Source organism: Gardnerella sp. KA01002, assembly GCF_049244015.1.
Classification (GTDB): Bacteria; Actinomycetota; Actinomycetes; order Actinomycetales; family Bifidobacteriaceae; genus Bifidobacterium; species Bifidobacterium vaginale.
On the sequence record NZ_CP058365.1, the window covers coordinates 1,147,799 to 1,166,067 of the forward strand.

Annotated in this window: 11 protein-coding genes; 1 reads left to right on the forward strand and 10 read right to left on the reverse strand. The window is 44.2% G+C overall.

Annotated features, from left to right (window positions below):
- Nucleotides 1-196 precede the first annotated feature (196 nt).
- Nucleotides 197-6,391: a Rib/alpha-like domain-containing protein gene (locus HXT60_RS04545; protein ID WP_421790864.1), complete on the reverse strand. Its 6,195-nt coding sequence runs from the start codon at nucleotides 6,389-6,391 to the stop codon at nucleotides 197-199.
- Nucleotides 6,392-7,191: 800 nt separating this feature from the next.
- On the opposite strand from HXT60_RS04545, the gene HXT60_RS04550 reads away from it, so the two are divergent.
- The gene (locus tag HXT60_RS04550) at nucleotides 7,192-7,509 is read left to right on the forward strand and encodes a DUF6725 family protein (RefSeq protein ID WP_101890357.1); all 318 of its coding nucleotides are present in this window, start codon (nucleotides 7,192-7,194) and stop codon (nucleotides 7,507-7,509) included.
- A 239-nt stretch (nucleotides 7,510-7,748) separates the two neighbouring features.
- Here HXT60_RS04550 and HXT60_RS04555 read toward each other — a convergent pair whose 3' ends face one another.
- From HXT60_RS04555 to sufB, 9 genes are all read right to left on the reverse strand, one after another.
- On the reverse strand, nucleotides 7,749-8,588 hold the full coding sequence (locus tag HXT60_RS04555) for a ParA family protein (protein ID WP_004113420.1): 840 nt from the start codon (nucleotides 8,586-8,588) through the stop codon (nucleotides 7,749-7,751).
- A 53-nt stretch (nucleotides 8,589-8,641) separates the two neighbouring features.
- Nucleotides 8,642-9,649: a site-specific tyrosine recombinase gene (locus HXT60_RS04560; RefSeq protein WP_421790866.1), complete on the reverse strand. Its 1,008-nt coding sequence runs from the start codon at nucleotides 9,647-9,649 to the stop codon at nucleotides 8,642-8,644.
- A gap of 24 nt (nucleotides 9,650-9,673) precedes the next feature.
- A complete protein-coding gene (locus tag HXT60_RS04565; protein WP_421790868.1) occupies nucleotides 9,674-10,741 on the reverse strand; it encodes a prephenate dehydrogenase in 1,068 nt (355 codons plus the stop codon).
- Complete coding sequence (locus HXT60_RS04570; protein ID WP_421790870.1) at nucleotides 10,735-11,763, reverse strand: prephenate dehydratase; 1,029 nt, start codon at nucleotides 11,761-11,763, stop codon at nucleotides 10,735-10,737. Before HXT60_RS04570 ends, HXT60_RS04565 begins: the two co-directional genes overlap by 7 nt.
- Before the next feature lie 209 nt (nucleotides 11,764-11,972).
- Nucleotides 11,973-12,407 carry a hypothetical protein gene (locus tag HXT60_RS04575; protein WP_029600477.1) on the reverse strand — a complete coding sequence of 145 codons (435 nt, stop codon included), beginning with the start codon at nucleotides 12,405-12,407 and terminating at the stop codon, nucleotides 11,973-11,975.
- Between the two features lie 9 nt (nucleotides 12,408-12,416).
- Complete coding sequence (typA, locus tag HXT60_RS04580; RefSeq protein ID WP_004114597.1) at nucleotides 12,417-14,339, reverse strand: translational GTPase TypA; 1,923 nt, start codon at nucleotides 14,337-14,339, stop codon at nucleotides 12,417-12,419.
- A gap of 82 nt (nucleotides 14,340-14,421) precedes the next feature.
- The gene (gene sufC, locus HXT60_RS04585) at nucleotides 14,422-15,198 is read right to left on the reverse strand and encodes a Fe-S cluster assembly ATPase SufC (protein ID WP_004113429.1); all 777 of its coding nucleotides are present in this window, start codon (nucleotides 15,196-15,198) and stop codon (nucleotides 14,422-14,424) included.
- Nucleotides 15,199-15,207: 9 nt separating this feature from the next.
- Nucleotides 15,208-16,497 (reverse strand): Fe-S cluster assembly protein SufD, encoded by a 1,290-nt coding sequence (gene sufD / locus HXT60_RS04590; RefSeq protein ID WP_421790873.1) that lies wholly within the window; start codon nucleotides 16,495-16,497, stop codon nucleotides 15,208-15,210.
- Nucleotides 16,497-18,056: a Fe-S cluster assembly protein SufB gene (gene sufB / locus HXT60_RS04595; RefSeq protein WP_075038759.1), complete on the reverse strand. Its 1,560-nt coding sequence runs from the start codon at nucleotides 18,054-18,056 to the stop codon at nucleotides 16,497-16,499. The genes sufD and sufB overlap by 1 nt, the downstream gene beginning before the upstream one ends.
- Nucleotides 18,057-18,269 lie beyond the last annotated feature (213 nt).

An 18,269-nucleotide genomic window follows, 5' to 3' on the forward strand; every position in this document is an offset into this window, starting at 1 on the left:
GCAAGCCACAATCTGTAAGCAAGCCACGGTTCGTGATCAATCCACAATTTGCGAACGAGCCACAATTATTCATCGCGCTAATGTTTACGCGAATCGTAGTACGCAACAAGTTTTAGCGAGAATCGCACCGCAAGCTTGCAAGCCAGCGCTACTCTTTCGACTAGCCGACTAGCAGGATTGCGTGCAAATTTTTTCATCAGCATCGCCACCTTTCGCTACGTCGCCTTAAAGCGCGAAGCTTTTTGGCAGTTTTGCAGATAAAATCTTTAATCAGTGTCTTACGCAACAACGCATCAAGCATCGCGCGCCCCCACTTGGTTTGCTCAAGGAAGAACCCAGCTGCCATCACGCCCGTGCCAATCACGCACAGCACGCTCATCAGCATGTTCCAGTTCACGCAATCTTCCCCGCCTGTCTTCGGCAGCTTAAATTGTTCGACCACGTGTACTTTGAAGGATATGCGATCCCAGTCTCTAGATTGCGCTACGCCAGCAAGTTTTACATTCCACATATCGGTTGATGAATAACTACCATCATTCTGAGGAATACCATCTTTAACAGCTTGATTAAAAGCAGTAAGCGCATTATCTTTCAGTGCAAAAACAGAGCAAACATACGTTCCAGTCTCTTTTGGAGCACCTTCGATTTCTTCTTCCCTGCGAGCGGTTGAACTTTCCACGCTTCCTGCCTGAGTATTATTCGCATTCAGCATTCCATACAAAACATGGTCAGCAGAACAATTTCCATTTTCTCTACAATCTTTCTGCTGAGATTCGGTCGCAAAAGTCCATTCAGGAGTGTTTTCGCCATAATCATGACCCAAATGCATGTTCAATGTATCCTCAAGTCCGCGACTCCACTTATTCGTGTTGTCTTTTGAACACATCATACGTAGATGAATCTTGGTCTTATTTTTTACGCTCCAAGCTTGTACAAACGGATTTCTAATAAGACCAATGCCTTTCATAACAGTAAGATCATTACTACCATTAAGCACACTGTTAGTATCTTTAGATTTAGTTAGACTCATTCGCAAATCGTTACCGCTATAGCCCAAATCAGTTACTTTAACTGGAGCATACACAGGGTTCATAGTATTAGTTGCATTATCATCATGCTTAAACTGGTTATTGCCAGCATCTGGATCTTCTGATGTAGAACCATCTGGATAATGCACAACAACATGTGTCTTATAATGGTCTTTTGGAGTAACAGTTACGTCTGGATGGAATGTAACATTACCATACCTAGAGCCTGCACCTATTCCAGTATCATTACCATTGTGATTAAGCGGATTGTTATTATCTCTAGGAGCATTACTATCCTTCTGACCATTCTTCCAGAATGACCAATCATATGCGTCTTCAGATGAAGATGCAGCACTACCGTCATCCTTCTTCAACTCAAACCACGTACCGTCAGGGAACGATACACTGTCTGATATAGCTCCATACGCAAGCGACTTAGTATTTACATGCTTCCCAGTTGGCTTCTTATTCTTTGGCAAACCAGATTGTACTTCATCACCAGCTCGAACATTTACTTTATCATACACAGGATTGTAGTTGTGAGCTTGAGTGTGAATGTGGATTGGTATTGTGCGAGACTCATAATCGACACCTTTTTTAGCCTTAACAATGTTATTGCCACTGCCACTAATATTCCACTGGAAATCTTTTAAAGGATCAGTATTATTTTTACTTGCATCTTTGTTAAGTTTTTTTACTGCATTATCAAAGTTAGTAAGCAAATTATTAGTATCTTTACTGAACTGCTTCTCTTTAATCGCGTACACTACACACTCGTAGTCGCCAGTTTCCTTTGCAGTACCCTTAATCCATCCGCGAGTACGCTCGGTAGTTTTTTGCGAATTACCGTTAGAAATATAGTCGTCGTATAAATGCTTAACTTCACATTCATTGCTATTTTCTTCGCATTTCTTCTGCTTTTCAGGATCTTCAGTATGATCCCACTTTTCTACATTTTGCATAGTAATTCCAGCAATGCCACCAGATTGATAATGAGACTTAGTGCCATCTGGATTATTCCTATAGCAAATAGTGCGCAGGTTAATTTTACCAGGCTTATACTGTGACCATGAATCAAGCCAACGACCCTTACTATTATTAACTGTAAGTTCCTCGTTCTTACTAAGGTTAATCGTAGGATTATTCCAATTACCGCCACCTTCACGATCACTTACATTCAGGTGTAGATTATTAGCATCTTCATCATGAGAACGAAGTACGTTAACTGAAGCAAAGACTGGCTTACCGTTGTTACCAGAATCAGAATCTTCTGATGTAGAACCATCTGGATAATGCACAACAACAGGAGTTTGATCTGGATTATTCTCACTTGTAGCAGGGAACCACTTGTGCGGACGGAATGTTACTTTACCATATAATCCATCTTTGCTTTTAGCTGAATTATTATTATCAGTATTATTTTGCCCATCTTCAAAGAACGAATAACTCAATGGAGGTTTATGAGCATATCCTTTATACATCTTAAACTCAAACCAAGTACCTTCAGGAAGTTCTCCTTCCTGAACCTCACTCTGGTTAAGTTTTGCTTTGTTAGCATCACGAGCACTCTTTGGACGTTCTGATGTTTTCTTAGTACCAGCCTCCATAGTAATGGTCTCATACTTAGGGTTGTAGTAGTGAGCGTCCGAGTGTACGTGAATTGGGAATGTTACAGAGTCCCAATCAACGTGTCTTTGAGTGCTATTCTGAGGATTTGTTTTATCTTGCTTATCTGTTAATACTCTTTTAACAACATCTTCAAACTTACGGTCACCAGGTTTCTTTACAAAGTCATTTACAGCCGTATCAAACTTTTTTTGTAATTCACCATTTTTTCCATTGTATTTAAGTTCTTTAATAGCGTACACAGTGCACACAAAGTCGCCATTATCTTTCACTTTGCCGTGCAGCCATCCCCAAGTGCGAGCAGTAGTATCATTCTCATTACCATATAAGTAATGTTTCGTATCACACTGTTTTTTATCTTTACAATCCTTTTTTTGCTGCTCTGTAGCTATCTTCCATTGAGAAGTTTTACCACCTACAGCATTAACCAAATCACCATCTTTGACATTTTTTCTACCTGCAAGCTTCAAACCGTTTATTCCATCAAGTTCATAACTTTCAGGCTTACCAGTTTCCCTATTCTTTTTATAGCAGAGCATTCGCTGGTAAATAGTTCCTTGTTTCTTGCTTGACCAAGAGTCAAAAAACATTGGTTTAGTATCATTACTACCATCGCCTAACGTTTCACCCTTACGGAAACGCACACCATTTTTATCATTATCTTTAATAAGTCGTCCGCCATGAGTTTCACTATCATAAACTTTCAACTTCAAATCATCATCTGCAACTTCTGTAAGAGTTACAGAGACAGGAGCGTAAATCGGCTTTCCGAGATTACCAGAATCAGAATCTTCCGACGTGGAGCCGTCTGGATAATGCACAATTACAGGAACTAAATAATCTCTTGCTTCTGTAGTCTTTTCTGGTTTAAACGTAATCTTTCCATACCTTTTATCAGTAGTTTTATCTTTCGCCTCATTACTACCATTTTTCTTATTGCTCTGATCTCCTTCAAAATTCGACCAAACAGGCTTTTCTCTAGAATCTTTATGCTTAGAATACTTTTTAAGCTCAAACCATGTGCCTTTTGGCAAATATGTTCCGTCTTGCACTAAATCCTTTTGGCTTTGATCATCAGCTGCAACACCATTGGCACCAGTTTGGCTTACTGGAGCAGCATTCATTACACCTTCTGTATTACCAGCTTGTACACTTACCTTCGTGTACTGCGGGTTATAATAATGCGCGTCAGAGTGAACCTTAATTGGCACAGTTCTAGATGTATAATCAACACCTTCTCTTAGACCATTGAAAGTATTTGTATTAATGATATTAGTAGCAGAACCGTCTGAGCTTTCAATCTTGGAATCTTTTTTCTTTGCCTCTTCAAATCTCTTCAAAGCATTAGGTTTCAAAGCATAGACAGTACACTGATAATTGCCAATCTTTGTTGGTTTCCCTTTAATATGACCACGCGTACGCTCCATGGTATTGCCGGTGCTATCAAATAATTTGTTTGCTGCACAACCCTGACCATTTCGACACTTTTCCTGTTCTTCATCAGTTGCATGCTGCCAAGGTGTATCACCTTCTATTTTTATGCCATTAATACCGTTAAGATGATACTTCAAACTCATAGGATTCGTAGTATCAGCGCACACAGAACGAATACTAATATCTCCAGGCTCACGTACAGACCAAGAATCTATCCATGGCTGTGGAGTAACATCGCGATTCTTGCGGAATACGAATCCATTGGTGTAATCAATCTCTTGACCATTTTGGTTCTTATGAATATGGAGCTGCAAGTCACCTGATTCAGAAGCATCTCTAGTGACTATTACAGGGGCATTAACTGGATTACCATTATTACCAGAATCAGGATCCTTTGAAGTTGAGCCATCAGGATAATACACAACTACAGGTCTATTTTCAGGTTGATTAGGTTTAGAAGCAGGAACCCACTTATTTGGGTGGAAGGTAACAACACCAGTTGACTCATTCTTAATCTTTGCCCAAGTTGGTGGATTCTGATACTTATTATAAGTTTCTGCTCTGAACCTAGTGCCAGAGGGGAATGCTTTGCCTCCCCTATCCCTAGGAGAATTAGAATCTTTACCTTCACCAGCTTTTACTGTAGTAGTGTCGTAGTACGGATTATACAGTGAGGCTTGTGAAACAACGTGTATATCAACGCCTTTAACCTTCACAATTGAATTGTTCATTTTACAATTGTTAGGTCTAGGGTCAGGATAGTTTATTTGAACATCAAAATGTATGGTTTTCCCTCTATCAGAAGGCTTAGGACTATACTTAACTTCGCCTGTTTTTGAATTAATATATGCTTCACCAGGTTTCATATTATTAGGATTATTAACTCTTGTAACACCATCAGGAAGTTCTTCTTTAGTACCGAAACTGGTCTTTTTAAAAGTAAATTCTATTCCAGCATCAGTTGGAATTACCTCAGACGTAGTTCTGATCCCTTGATTTGGCATGTCCTTGTAATATTTAAAATCGCCGGAATATGAATTGCCAACCCACTCACCAGTGTTGATATACGGCTTTACGGAAGTAACTTTACCGTAAACAGCATCATTTTTAGACTTCTTTGGGAATTGGATATCATCATTATTTTTAGGATTTAAACCAAACTTAAACTCTTCCAAGTCTGGTATGCCGTCACCATCGTGATCATAGGGACCAAAAACTGTAAACTTGTGCTTATCTCCTGTGTAGGAAATCCAACCTGCCATAAAAGGTAATTTATAAGGATCAACGCCATCTTCAACTTCTGCAGTAACAATCCAGCGAATAGAATCTGCATCGTTATCTTGTTCCCAAGATTTAAATAATCTACCAAAATTACCAGCTCGACGCCATGTATCGACTTCACATGTTGCATCTGTACCTAAACCACATCGTTCAATAGAGTCTTTCCAGAAACTATCATAATCAGGATCACCCGGTATGCGCGTAGAATTACTAAAAACATTATTAAAATCGCTTGGTACTTGATCTTTGCCTCGTAATTCCCACGCAAACTTGTTGCCACCAATACCGAGAATAGCTTTTGTACGATATCTCGTAATTCTTATGGTATTATCCTTGATGTTTTTTGGCAAAATAAGATAAAAATCAGGTCTACCACTATACGCATGTTGAAAATTGTCAGAAGTACACACTGCATTTGGATTTTCTATTTTTTTAAGTCTGCATCCATTTGCGTTAAAAAGAACATTCCAAGTGATGGTCGTTTTTTTCTTTCCATTAATTGTTATTGTATCTATATCTGGTGGCTGAACATCGAAATCACGATATACATCGTGACTCGCAACAGAATCAGGAGAAATATATCCATTACCAATGTAATCCCAAGCAACATTAGCAGCATTAGCTTCTTTTAGCGGCGGCACGATGAGCATGGTTACTATGGTGGCAAAGGTGACAATTATTGCAAGAATCATGTTTCGGAAGATATGCGATTTTCTTGCTGTTTTACCTACGTATGAGCTTAATGAATCATTCTCAGATGATGAAGATAAAGAAGATGATGAAGATAAAGAAGATGATGAAGAATTTACTTGAATATTTGAGTACGAATAAATTGGCGCACTGTGGTAGTCGGAATCTGGGCGCGTTGAATAGGTAGAGTCAGAACCAGCAGACGTATCTGCCACACTATTCGCATTGTCAGTATCGCTCACAGAAAAAACCTTCTGCGCAATGCGGCACACGCGAGATGCGAAACGAGCAAACTTTGCAGGTAACATAATCGACTCACCTTCGATTGTCATTTTTGGCTAGTTTGTACATCCTAGCCATTTTGGCAATTTCGGCTATTGCATAAGCAACACCCTGCTTTTACACGAATCCCAAAATTGGGCAGAATACTACACGTATCAAGTACAGAAGTACTAAGAGCATTCAAATACATGAACTAGCATTTAGCAATTGCAGCATTTACAAACAACGCTTAATGCGATTCCACATGTGAGCACAACAATAAAGCAGCAGAACGCGCAGCTTTACTAAAGTACTCAAGCAAAAGCATTTAGCAAATATACCCCCCCCCCCATAACGAATTGCAAGAAAAAATAGACTTTAACAGAACTTTAAGGAAAAGTTTTTATAATTGTTCTCTTTTACAAAAAAATATATTGATTGATCACTAATAACAGAATAGTTTCATGAATATGGTGTAGTATGTTGCGCACTCCGCGTGTCGTAAAACCACAACATCTTGTGGTTCGGATGCGCACTGACCACAAATCGCCAGCTATGTAGTGAGATTGTACTGAATTTCAGCGTTTTTGATACAAACGCACTACATAAAAGCGCTCAGGCAGGTCGGAACGCCCGAAAATGTTGCTCAAAACCACAAAATCAGCAACAAAAAGCGGAAATGTCGTTCGCGCGCTACACCGTAATACAAAACGTCACAAGTTTGAGAGCACTGCGATACAATTAACAAAGTCAAAGCAAAACACACGGCAAATAACGCGAAGACACAAATAACACGGAAGGCAGCACTACGATTAGCTTAATTAGGCGGCAGATTCTGCCAGAGTTTATACCAGTTGGCGCACGAATTGTTGTGCGAACGTACAAAATTGCGCAATCAGGCGGCGGAGAAAGATCGCAAACCAATTGCAACGCACAAACAAACAATGGCAGAACAGAAACAGCTGGCAGCGAGCAAGCAAACAATGACAATGCTCAAACAGGCAATGGCAGCGCGCAAAAAATCGAATACCACGACGCGATTGGTCACGTAATAAGCTGGGACGGCGCAACATTGCATCTTATGCGAGACGCGGCAGCAAACGGAAGCCGACCCGAGCAAGAAATGTTCATCGACGCGCGCACAATCGTGCGATTAAAGCCCGTGCCCGAGCGCAAACATCGCAGCTAATCTACGCAAGCTATGTAGTGCGATTGTACTGAATTTCAGCGTGTCGTACCGCGTGCTACGCTTTAAGCAAAAAGGCAGGTCGTCGCGCGAGAGAATGTTGCTCTAATTGGCGTGTCGAGCAACAAAAAGCGGAAAGTTTTCCCGACTTTGTAGCTCAAAACCACAAAATCAACAACAAAAAGCGGAAATATCGTTCGCGCACTACAGCGCAATGCGAAGGCAGATCGTCACGCAAAGCGCTATTCAACAACGCCGTTAGAAATCAGCTCGCGCGCAACCTCGCGATACTCCTTAGCAGTCTTATGCTCAGGAGCAAAAATCGTAATCGGAACCGCCGCAACAGTGGAATCTGGCAGCTTAATCGAACGCGAAATAACAGAATGCAGCACGCGCCCCTGGAAAGCCTCGTAAATCCTTTGCAAAACCTCTTCGCTATGCAAAGTGCGCGTAAACATAGTAACGAGCACGCCAAACACTTGCAAATCTGGGTTAATTCTGTGCTGCACTTTTTCAATCGACTGCATAAGCAGCGCCACGCCTCTAAGCGCAAAGAACTCCGCAGCAACAGGAATAATCACACCATCCGCCGCCGTAAGCGCGTTTACAGTGAGCAAGCCAAGCGAAGGCTGGCAGTCAATAATAATAACGTCGTATTCGTTACGAACTTTACGCAACACGCCAGCCAAAATCTGCTCGCGACCAACCTCGGTAACAAGCTGCACCTCTGCAGCAGAAAGATCAATGTTTGCAGGCATAACGTCAATGTTTTCGGTGGCAGTGTGACGAATCACATCGTGCACGTCTACAGAAGAATCAAAAAGCGCCGTATAAACCGTGTTATCAAGCGCGTTCGCATTAATCCCAAGCCCCACCGTTGCAGCGCCTTGCGGATCGAAGTCAACAATTAAAACTCGCCTACCGTATTGACTCAGTGCACCAGCGATATTGATGGAGCTGGTAGTTTTACCAACGCCACCCTTCTGGTTACACATAGCAATAATGCGCGCAGGACCGTGCGTTGTAAGCGCATCGGGCGCGCGGAAAGTCTCATATTCGCGTCCAAGTAAATCAGTAGGCATACGCTCCAGTTTATCAAAAGGTATGTTCAGTGAATCGATGCGTCGTTGTGAAGCTATCTCGCACGCGGATGGCTCATAACATACGCCTCCATAAGCGCATCTGGACTTATATGCGTGTAAATTTGCGTTGTTGTAACAGACGCGTGCCCAAGCAGCTCCTGCACAGTGCGAACATCGGCGCCCCCTGAAATCAAATGCGTTGCAAATGAATGTCGAAACGTGTGAGGATGCAATTCTTTGCCAATTTTAGCCATTTTGCCAGCGCGCGAAATCGCCTCCCACGCGGATTGGCGAGACAGCGATTTGCCGCGTTTATTTAGGAAAATCACGTGAGAATTAACAGATTTTGACGATGAGTTTGATGATGAGTTGAGTCGCGACTTTGCGGTTGCGGGCGACTTTTGCGCGCGACTTGCAAGAATAGGTCTTGCGTTAGCTAAATAATCGCGCAACGCACGTACCGCGCACTTTCCAATCGGCACAAGCCTCTGCTTTTGACCCTTGCCACTAAGCCGCACAACTGATTCCGTCAAATCAATATCCTCGAATTTTAGTCCAACCGCCTCGCTCACACGCGCGCCAGTCGCGTACAAAAATTCCACAAGCGCACGGTCTCGAAGCGAGACAGCATCCGTGCTACCAAATCCGCCAGCAGCATCGATTACGCGCTCCACTTCGCTAATGCTGAGCACGTCTGGAAGATGCTCCGCTTGCTTTGGCGCTTTGACTTCTGCAGAAGGGTCGCTTGCGATTTGCGCGTTGGAAAGCATGAATTTGTTCCACTCGTGGATGCTTGCGATTCGCCGCGCAATCGTGCGAGGCCCTAAGTTTTGCGATGCCATTGCTTGTGATGACATTGCGCGCACGTATTCTTCAATATCTAGTTGCGTGATTTCATTAACATCGTTTATTTTTCGGGCTTCACGCAGCCAGTTCGTGTATTTTGTAAGATCCGACTCGTAAGCTTCAACGGTTTTGGGAGAAAGCCCACGCTCCACGCTTATGTGGTTTAGAAACTGCTGGATTTTTGGGGAAAATGGTGATTGCTGCGATTCGGTCATATGTCAATTATATGCCGCTCGAATCTACCACTTCGAGTTGCGTAATGCGCAAGCAACCGCAGAATCGCTAAACGCCACGCCAACAATCTGCTCGCCGCTTTGCGCGCTTTGAATCAGCTGACTTTGCCAATCACCTGCACAATCAAGTGCAAATCGAAGCTCGCGCAAATCGCCAGCCGACTTATCGCAAGCAACCGCGCGCTCCTTATACTTGTATTCGCGCCAAGAATCAGCCTTAGCAAAAAACGCGCGCTCATCGCTAGCAACCGCCGAATCGCCATCGCTTCCCTCAAGCATCTTCTTCGCAAAACTCAACTCCTCAATCACACTCCCAAGCAAATCCGCCACATTTCGCCGATTTTCCACAACCATTGCACGCGTGCGATCTGGATCCGTAAGCGCCACTCGTGTCATATCTCGCCAAGAACCAGCCGACATTTGCAACGCAACATTGCGATTTTCGCTTCCGCACAAAACGTTCGCCAGCGCTGTAGCAACAACGTGCGGCATGTGCGAAATCAGCGCCGCCGAAGCGTCGTGTATAGAATCGTTCAACACAAGCGCGCGATTGCCACACAACGCCACAATAACGCGCAAAACCGCGCAAAACCGCCAAAAATCACTGCTCTCATCAACGCTAACTGCCCAAAGCGCGCCGCGCAGCAACTCCGCGCTCGACGCCTGCCAACCCGTAAACTCGCTTCCAGCCATAGGATGCGCGCCAATGTAACAATCGCCAAGCCCCGCGGCCTTAACCTGCTCGCGCACAAGCCCCTTAACGCTACCAACATCCGTCAAAGTAGTGCGCTGCTTGTTGATTCCGCGCGAAATCTCGCCAAGAACTTCTGGCATAGCAGCAAGCGAATTGCACAAAATCAAAACATTTGGCTGCATGCGCGCAAGATCCGCAACGCTTTCAACGCAAGTGATTCCAAGCGCCCTCGCCTCTTTATACATTGTTTGATGGCGATTATACGCGTACACTTTGCAAGAGCCAGTCGCAGCCAAACGCTTTGCGATTGATCCGCCAATAAGTCCAAGTCCTACAATACCAACAGAAAATTTTTGAGAAAATTCAGCATCTTCTACCATAATAATTCTCTTTCTGCACGCATTGTGTTCAAAGCGCTCAAAGCATCAACTAGAGCATCGCCTGGAGCATCAATACACACTCCGCCATTAGGCAGCATCCAATCATTCATAACCGGATTATTGCGATTATCAGAAGGATACACCGCTAAAACTCGCACCCAATCACCATGTTCAACAACTTCTTGAATCATAGCTTTACACGTAGAATCCCAAGGAGCAGAATCAACAGTGGCAATAAAACTATATAAACCATCTTGACCTTTAATAGGCCTAGACATAAAAGAAGTCATATTAAGACCATGATCGCGCACAACGTCAAGCAAATTTGCTAGCACTCCAGCACCTGTACAACGCGGAATAAAAGCAATAATCGAAGAAAAAGATGAATAGCATTCGCGATGCATACTAACAAAACTTAAAGCCTCATCTCTAGGAGCTAACACTAAAAACTCAGTGCGAGCGCCAGAAAAATCTTCAACAGCTTCACTCACAATTTGCCTATTGTATAAATCAGCACAAATTTTAGGGCACAAAGCAACTTCGCCAGGAACTAAATCCCTACAAGCAGCAGCGTTTGAAGACGCAGTTTTTTCTTTCAATCCGTGCTTTTGAGCAAACTTACGGCATTGCGCCAACGCGTGAGGATGAGCAACAATAGTCGAACAGTTATCGATTGAATCCGACTGGCAAACAACAGCATCAAAACTTATATCAACGCCCAAGCGAGCAATGCCAACCATATTTTTCGCATCAATTAATAAATCTAAATTAGGTATTACTACGCCTTCAATATTGTTTTCCCACGCAATAATACCCAAATGGTAGCAATCTTCAATTTTGCTAGCAATATTACGAATATTCTCACACGCAGTTGGAATAAGACGCAAAGCATCTAACGATTTACATTGTTCTTTAACTTTTAAAGCAGCTTGATGAGTAAAAGAACCTTCCGGCCCTAAATAGCATAATTTACGGGCATTATTACTGTTCTTATTACTATTCATGACTATATTGCTATTCATGACTATTCCTCAAAACTACTCTAAGACTATAAGACTATAAGACTATAAGACTATAAGACTTTAAGACTATAAGACTTTAAGACTATAAGACTTTAAGACTATAAGACTTGTAAGTAAGACTACTGCATAATGTTATTTTTGCACAAACATGCAGCAAATTCACCTATAAAAATTCACCTATAAACTAACTTACACTTATTTAGCACCGCTTATTTAGCACCAGAAATAATAAAAAATTTATTAGGCATAAAAAGCAAAACTACGTGAGCGATAATAATGCCATAAAGCCAAAAATATCCAGCATTTTGCGCGATCCACGGAAGATTATCCACGCCAAATCCAACGGCAACTAGCACGCCTCGAAACGCGCCAAAAATCCTAAACCATCCAAGCGCAATCATCCACACAACCGAACAGCACACGATTGAGTGCAAAATCAAACCAAACATGCCACAAAGCATGCGAGCAAAACACGCGCTCAAAGTAACAAGCAAAAGCGCGATTACAAGACCGTACGGAAAGTTATACATAGCGCCCATTCGATGCGCAAAAGTGCCCAAAACCGCGCAAAATACCGCTAAAACGCATGAAGCCGCACACTTGCTAGCAAATAGCACGGAATGCGACTTCATGTTGAACATCATTTTAAGGAATCACGCAGCATTATTTTGACGACGCTGCTTAGCACGCCACTTATACCATTCATCACGGCTCAAAATAATCTTGCGCACGCGAATAGACTCAGGCGTAACTTCCACACACTCATCTTCGTTAGCAAAGTCAAGCGACTCTTCCAAGCTCATCTTGATTGGTGGAGTCAAAGTTTCAAGCACATCAGCGGTTGAAGAACGCATGTTAGTCATATGCTTAGCAAGCGTAATGTTAACATCCAACTCATCTGGCTTGTTGTTAATACCAACGATTTGACCTTCGTAAACTGGGCTTTGCGGATCCACAAAGAACACGCCGCGCGCCTGCAAACGCTGCATAGCATAAGGCGTTGCAACACCCTTACGATCGCAAACCATGGAGCCGTTTTGACGAGTTACAATCTGACCAGCCCATGGAGCATAGCCTGCAGAAATAGAGCTTGCGATTCCCGTTCCGCGAGTCGCAGAAAGAAGAGCTGTGCGGAAGCCAATAAGACCACGCGAAGGAACAGTAAATTGCAAGCGAATCCAGCCAGATCCGTGATTGCTCATAGAATCCATGCGACCCTTGCGATCCGCCATAAGCTGCGTAACAGTACCCATGTATTCTTCTGGAACATCAATCGTAGTGTTTTCCATAGGCTCGTTAATTTGGCCGTCAATCGTCTTAGTAACAACTTGAGGACGACCAACTGTAAGCTCGTAGCCTTCGCGACGCATTTGCTCCGCCAAAACTGCCAACGCCAACTCGCCACGACCCTGAACTTCCCAAGCATCTGGGCGGTCTGTTGGAAGAACCTTAATAGACACGTTACCAATAAGCTCTCGATCAAGCCTATCTTTAATCATGCGCGCTGTAAGCTTGTGATCCTTGCCTTCTGTGCCAGCAAGCGGCGAATCGTTAATTCCGAAAGTCATGGAGATAGCTGGATCGTCAACGTGAATCAATGGAAGAGGCTTTGGATCGTTCTGATCTACAATCGTCTCGCCAATCATAATGTCATTAACGCCTGCAACTGCAACAATATCTCCAGGACCTGCAGATGCAACAGGAGTGCGCTCCAAGCCTTGCGTGCGCAAAAGCTCAGAAACACGGAAGTTTTCAATAGAGCCGTCTACACGAGAAAGCCCGTAAGTCTTACCCTTTTCCAAAGTGCCATTGTAGATTCGCACTAAGCCGAGGCGACCAAGGAAGTCGGAAGAATCGATGTTTGCAACGTGCGCCTGAAGAGGTGCGCCTTCCTCGTATTCTGGTGCTGGAATGTTGGAGATAATAGAGTCAAAAAGAGGCTCCAAATTATCGTTATCTGGCAAGCCACCGTTTTCTGGCTGATTCAAGGATGCATAGCCAGCTTTTGCAGCGCAATAAATAACAGGCAAATCAAGAAGCGAATCAATATCTAGGTCGATTCCTTCTTCAACAACGTCTTGTGCAAGACCGAGAAGCAAATCTGTAGCTTCGCTCACAACCTCGTCAATACGCGCGTCTGGACGATCCGTTTTGTTAACGCACAAAATCACTGGCAACTTTGCCTCAAGAGCCTTACGTAGAACGAATCGAGTTTGCGGAAGTGGGCCTTCGGAAGCGTCAACAAGCAGCACAACGCCATCAACCATGGAAATGCCGCGCTCTACCTCTCCACCAAAGTCGGCGTGACCTGGGGTATCGATTACGTTGATTGTAATTCCCTCTGGGTGACCGTACTTTTCTGCGAGCGGGCCAGTGTATTGCACAGCAGTGTTCTTGGCAAGAATGGTGATGCCTTTTTCGCGCTCAAGGTCGTTGGAGTCCATTACGCGGTCTGGCACTTCTTCTCGCTCAGAGAATACGTGCGACTGCTGAAGCATGGCATTTACGAGCGTTGTTTTACCATGATCAACGTGCGCTACGATTGCCACATTTCTAATATCACCGCGAACAGTCATTACAAACCTCTTCCGTTTTATTTAGCCAAACCTAGACGAGTTTACTCGCGGCTTTAGACACGCCGCTCATGCAATCGCAGACTCACGCAATCGCAGATTCGCTGGCACCTTCTGGCAAATACTTGTCGTATCCTTCTTCTTCCAACTCGTCTGCAAGCTCCGGTCCTGCCGTCTTTACAAAGTGACCTTGCGCAAAAACGTGAACAATATCTGGCTTAATGTACTTTAGGATTCGCGTGTAATGCGTAACCATCATAATGCCCAAACCAGTGCTTTCTTTGGCGCGATTTACGCCTTCCGAAACAATTCGCAAAGCATCCACGTCTAACCCAGAATCCGTCTCATCTAAAATTGCAAACTTTGGTTTTAAAATCTCTAGTTGCAAAACTTCCGCGCGCTTTTTCTCGCCGCCTGAAAATCCCTCGTTTACAGAACGAGATGCAAACTTTGGGTCCATTCTTAAGCGCTTCATTGCTTCGTTAAGCTCTTTAACCCACGCGCGCAAAGTCGGAGCCTCGCCGCTCACTTCTGTTTTTGCTGTGCGCAAAAAGTTCGTCATCGAAACGCCAGGTACCTCTACCGGGTATTGCATTGCAAGAAACAGCCCAGCTTTTGCGCGCTCGTCTGGAGTCATCTTCAAAATATCTTCGCCGTCTAGAAGCACCTGACCCGAATCCACTTCGTACTTTGGGTGACCTGCCAAAGTGTATGCGAGAGTAGACTTTCCAGAGCCATTCGGACCCATAATAGCGTGCGTTTCGCCAGAATTAACTGTAAGATTTACGCCCTTTAAGATTTGCTTGCGTCCCTCTTTTGTTTCTACAGACGCGTACAAATCCTTGATTTCTAAAGTTGACATGTTTATCTCCTATTCTTCGGTTTCTGGCGATTTTTCCGCATTTACAGATTCTGCGGCTGCTTGCGATTCTTCCGTCTTAGCTAAACGCCTCTCAATCGCAGCCATCAAATGATCTACGATTTGCGGCACGCCAATCTCCTCAATAAGCTCGTTAAAGAATCCGCGCACAACAAGCTTTCTCGCATCCGCTTCGCTCACGCCGCGAGATTGCAAGTAAAACAGCTCCTCGTCGTCGAATCTGCCGACAGAACTTGCATGACCTGCGCCAATAATATTTCCATTTTCGATTTCTAGATTTGGCTCCGAATCGGCAATCGCGCCAGGAGTTAGCACCAGGTTTCTGTTCAACTCGTACGAATCCGTGCCTGGAGCTTCTGGCTTAATAAGCGCGTTTCCAACCCATGTAGAATGCGCTCCCTTGCCGTAAAGCGCGCCCTTATACACTACTCGCGACTTGCATTCTGGGTGATTGTGCACAACCATCGTACGATGCTCAACATGCTCGCCTGGATCCACAAAATACATGCCAAGCATGTTTAAATCGCCCTTTTCGCCACCAAAATCCTGATCCATGCGGATTCGCACAACATCTCCGCCAAGCGTGACCATTGTGTGACGAAGCGAAGCACCCTGCCCAACGTGAATCCTATGATTTCCAACGTGTTTGCTGCCTGAATCCCACTCTTGAATGAACGTTGTAGAAACATGCGCGTTATCTCCAAGAATGATTTCTACGCCTTCAGCAAGCTTTGCAACTCCTGTGTGTTCTACGATAATATCCGCGTTTGTGTAAGAATCGGCTTCAATCACTAAGTGCAATGCGTCAAGTGATTTCGCAGCGTCTAGCGATTGCAAGTTGTTTCCGTGAATTTGCAATATTATTGGCTTTGTAACTTCGCCACAAACATGCAAAACGTACGCCGACTTTGCAGAATTCCACGCAACAGCAGCCACGCGATCCGAAGGCTTCATCTCTGTATGCGGAGCCTCGTTTTTAGGCAAAATTTGCATCGTTACATGCGAATCGCCATCAACACCTTTTAGCTCCACAGCAACGTTATTAGACGGCTTAAAACTATCAAAAAACTCGGAAATTCGCTCAACTGGCGTATATCGCCAATCTTCCTGCTTTCTAGTTGGAATCGCAAAATCTTGCACATTAAAAGAGCGCACGGATTTATCTGCACTAGAAGGCATTGCAGCAGGAACCGCGTAAGGATCATTAGGGTCTGCTACAGGAATATTAATTTCTTTTTCCGTCATTTTATTGCCTAAATTCTTTTTCAGATCTTCGCTCATCACCCCACGGATCCTTCCATTTGCAATTCCACAAGACGATTAAGCTCCAGAGCATACTCCATAGGCAACTGGCGACTAATCGGCTCCACAAAGCCGCGCACAATCATTCCCATAGCCTCTTTTTCTTCCAGCCCTCGACTCATCAAGTAGAAAAGCTGATCTTCGGAAACCTTAGAAACAGTGGCCTCGTGAGCCATCGAAACGTTATCTTCGCGCACGTCAACATGCGGATAAGTGTCGGACCTTGAAAAATCGTCAACAAGCAAAGCGTCGCACACAACTGAAGAGCTAGAGCCGCTAGCGCCCTTAACAATCTTCACAAGACCGCGGTAAGCAGAGCGTCCACCGCCGCGCGAAATCGACTTAGCAACAATCGTAGAACTCGTGTGCGGAGCCAAATGAATCATCTTCGCACCCGTATCTTGGTACTGACCGCGGCCCGCAAAGCTCAAAGACATGGTTTCTGCTTTTGCGTACGGCTCAGCAAGAATGCATGCAGGATACTTCATAGTAGCCTTGGAGCCAATGTTTCCATCAACCCACTCCATTGTGCCGCCTTCGCGCACGTAAGCTCGCTGAGTTACCAAGTTGTATACGTTATTTGACCAATTTTGCACGGTTGTGTAGCGCACGCGCGCATGCTTTTCTACAACAATCTCAACGTTTGCAGCATGGAGTGAGTCCGTGGAATAGATCGGAGCTGTGCAACCTTCAACGTAGTGCACGTACGATCCTTCGTCTGCAATAATCAACGTGCGCTCAAACTGCCCCATGTTCGGCGTGTTAATGCGGAAGTAAGCTTGAAGCGGAATATCTACATGCACGCCTTTTGGCACGTACACAAACGATCCGCCACTCCAAGCCGCTGTGTTAAGAGCCGCAAACTTGTTGTCGTCAACTGGAATCACAGTTGCAAAATACTTTTTTACAAGCTCTGGATACTTTTGCACTGCTGTATCCGTATCAACAAAAATCACGCCTTGAGCTGCTAAATCCTCGCGAATCGAATTGTAAATAACTTCCGACTCGTACTGTGCTGCAACGCCTGAAACTAAACGCTTTTTCTCCGCTTCTGGAATGCCAAGCCTATCGTAAGTTTTGCGAATATCTTCTGGCAAATCATCCCAAGTTTTCGCTTGATCGTGAACTGGACGAACGTAGTATTTAAAATCGTCTGCGTCAAAACCGCTTAAATCCACTCCCCAATCAGGCATCGGCTTTTGCAAAAACGCGCGGTAGCCTTGCAAACGAAGGTTTAGCATCCATTCTGGCTCGTGTTTGTCTGCGGAGATTGCGCGAACAACCGACTCGTCAATGCCCTTCTTTGCAGCTTCGCCTGCAGCATCCGAATCATGCCAGCCGTAATTGTACTCGCCAAATTCGGCAACAATCTGCTCGTCTTGGCGAATTTTATCTTCGTTTACGCGAGCGCGATCTGCCACGTACTGGCTCATTTCAACGTCTGCCGCGCTGGATTCTGGCGTGCTGGAGTCGTTTTGATTCGCTGCATTCTCATTCAATGATGCGCTTGATTCAGGCTTATTTGAATCATCAACCACTGTTTTACCCTCCTATCAAGCTTATAAATCGATTATACATTTAGCCACGCAACGCACGCTCCGAGATTTTTGACTTTGCGCGATTTTGCCACCATTTTGCCACCAAACGTGACTCAAATCACATCTTTGTATTCTCTGTATAAACCTTGTCTGTATAAATGAAAATAAAGAAAAATACTTTATTTTTTATTGCATTTTTATTAAAATCTTATT

Coding starts and splice junctions, on each gene's coding strand:
- HXT60_RS04545 (WP_421790864.1), bottom strand. CDS start 6,391: ATGACAATCGAAGGTGAGTCGATTATGTTACCTGCAAAGTTTGCTCGT.
- HXT60_RS04555 (WP_004113420.1), bottom strand. CDS start 8,588: ATGCCTACTGATTTACTTGGACGCGAATATGAGACTTTCCGCGCGCCC.
- HXT60_RS04560 (WP_421790866.1), bottom strand. CDS start 9,649: ATGACCGAATCGCAGCAATCACCATTTTCCCCAAAAATCCAGCAGTTT.
- HXT60_RS04565 (WP_421790868.1), bottom strand. CDS start 10,741: ATGGTAGAAGATGCTGAATTTTCTCAAAAATTTTCTGTTGGTATTGTA.
- HXT60_RS04570 (WP_421790870.1), bottom strand. CDS start 11,763: ATGAATAGCAATATAGTCATGAATAGTAATAAGAACAGTAATAATGCC.
- HXT60_RS04575 (WP_029600477.1), bottom strand. CDS start 12,407: ATGATGTTCAACATGAAGTCGCATTCCGTGCTATTTGCTAGCAAGTGT.
- typA (WP_004114597.1), bottom strand. CDS start 14,339: ATGACTGTTCGCGGTGATATTAGAAATGTGGCAATCGTAGCGCACGTT.
- sufC (WP_004113429.1), bottom strand. CDS start 15,198: ATGTCAACTTTAGAAATCAAGGATTTGTACGCGTCTGTAGAAACAAAA.
- sufD (WP_421790873.1), bottom strand. CDS start 16,497: ATGAGCGAAGATCTGAAAAAGAATTTAGGCAATAAAATGACGGAAAAA.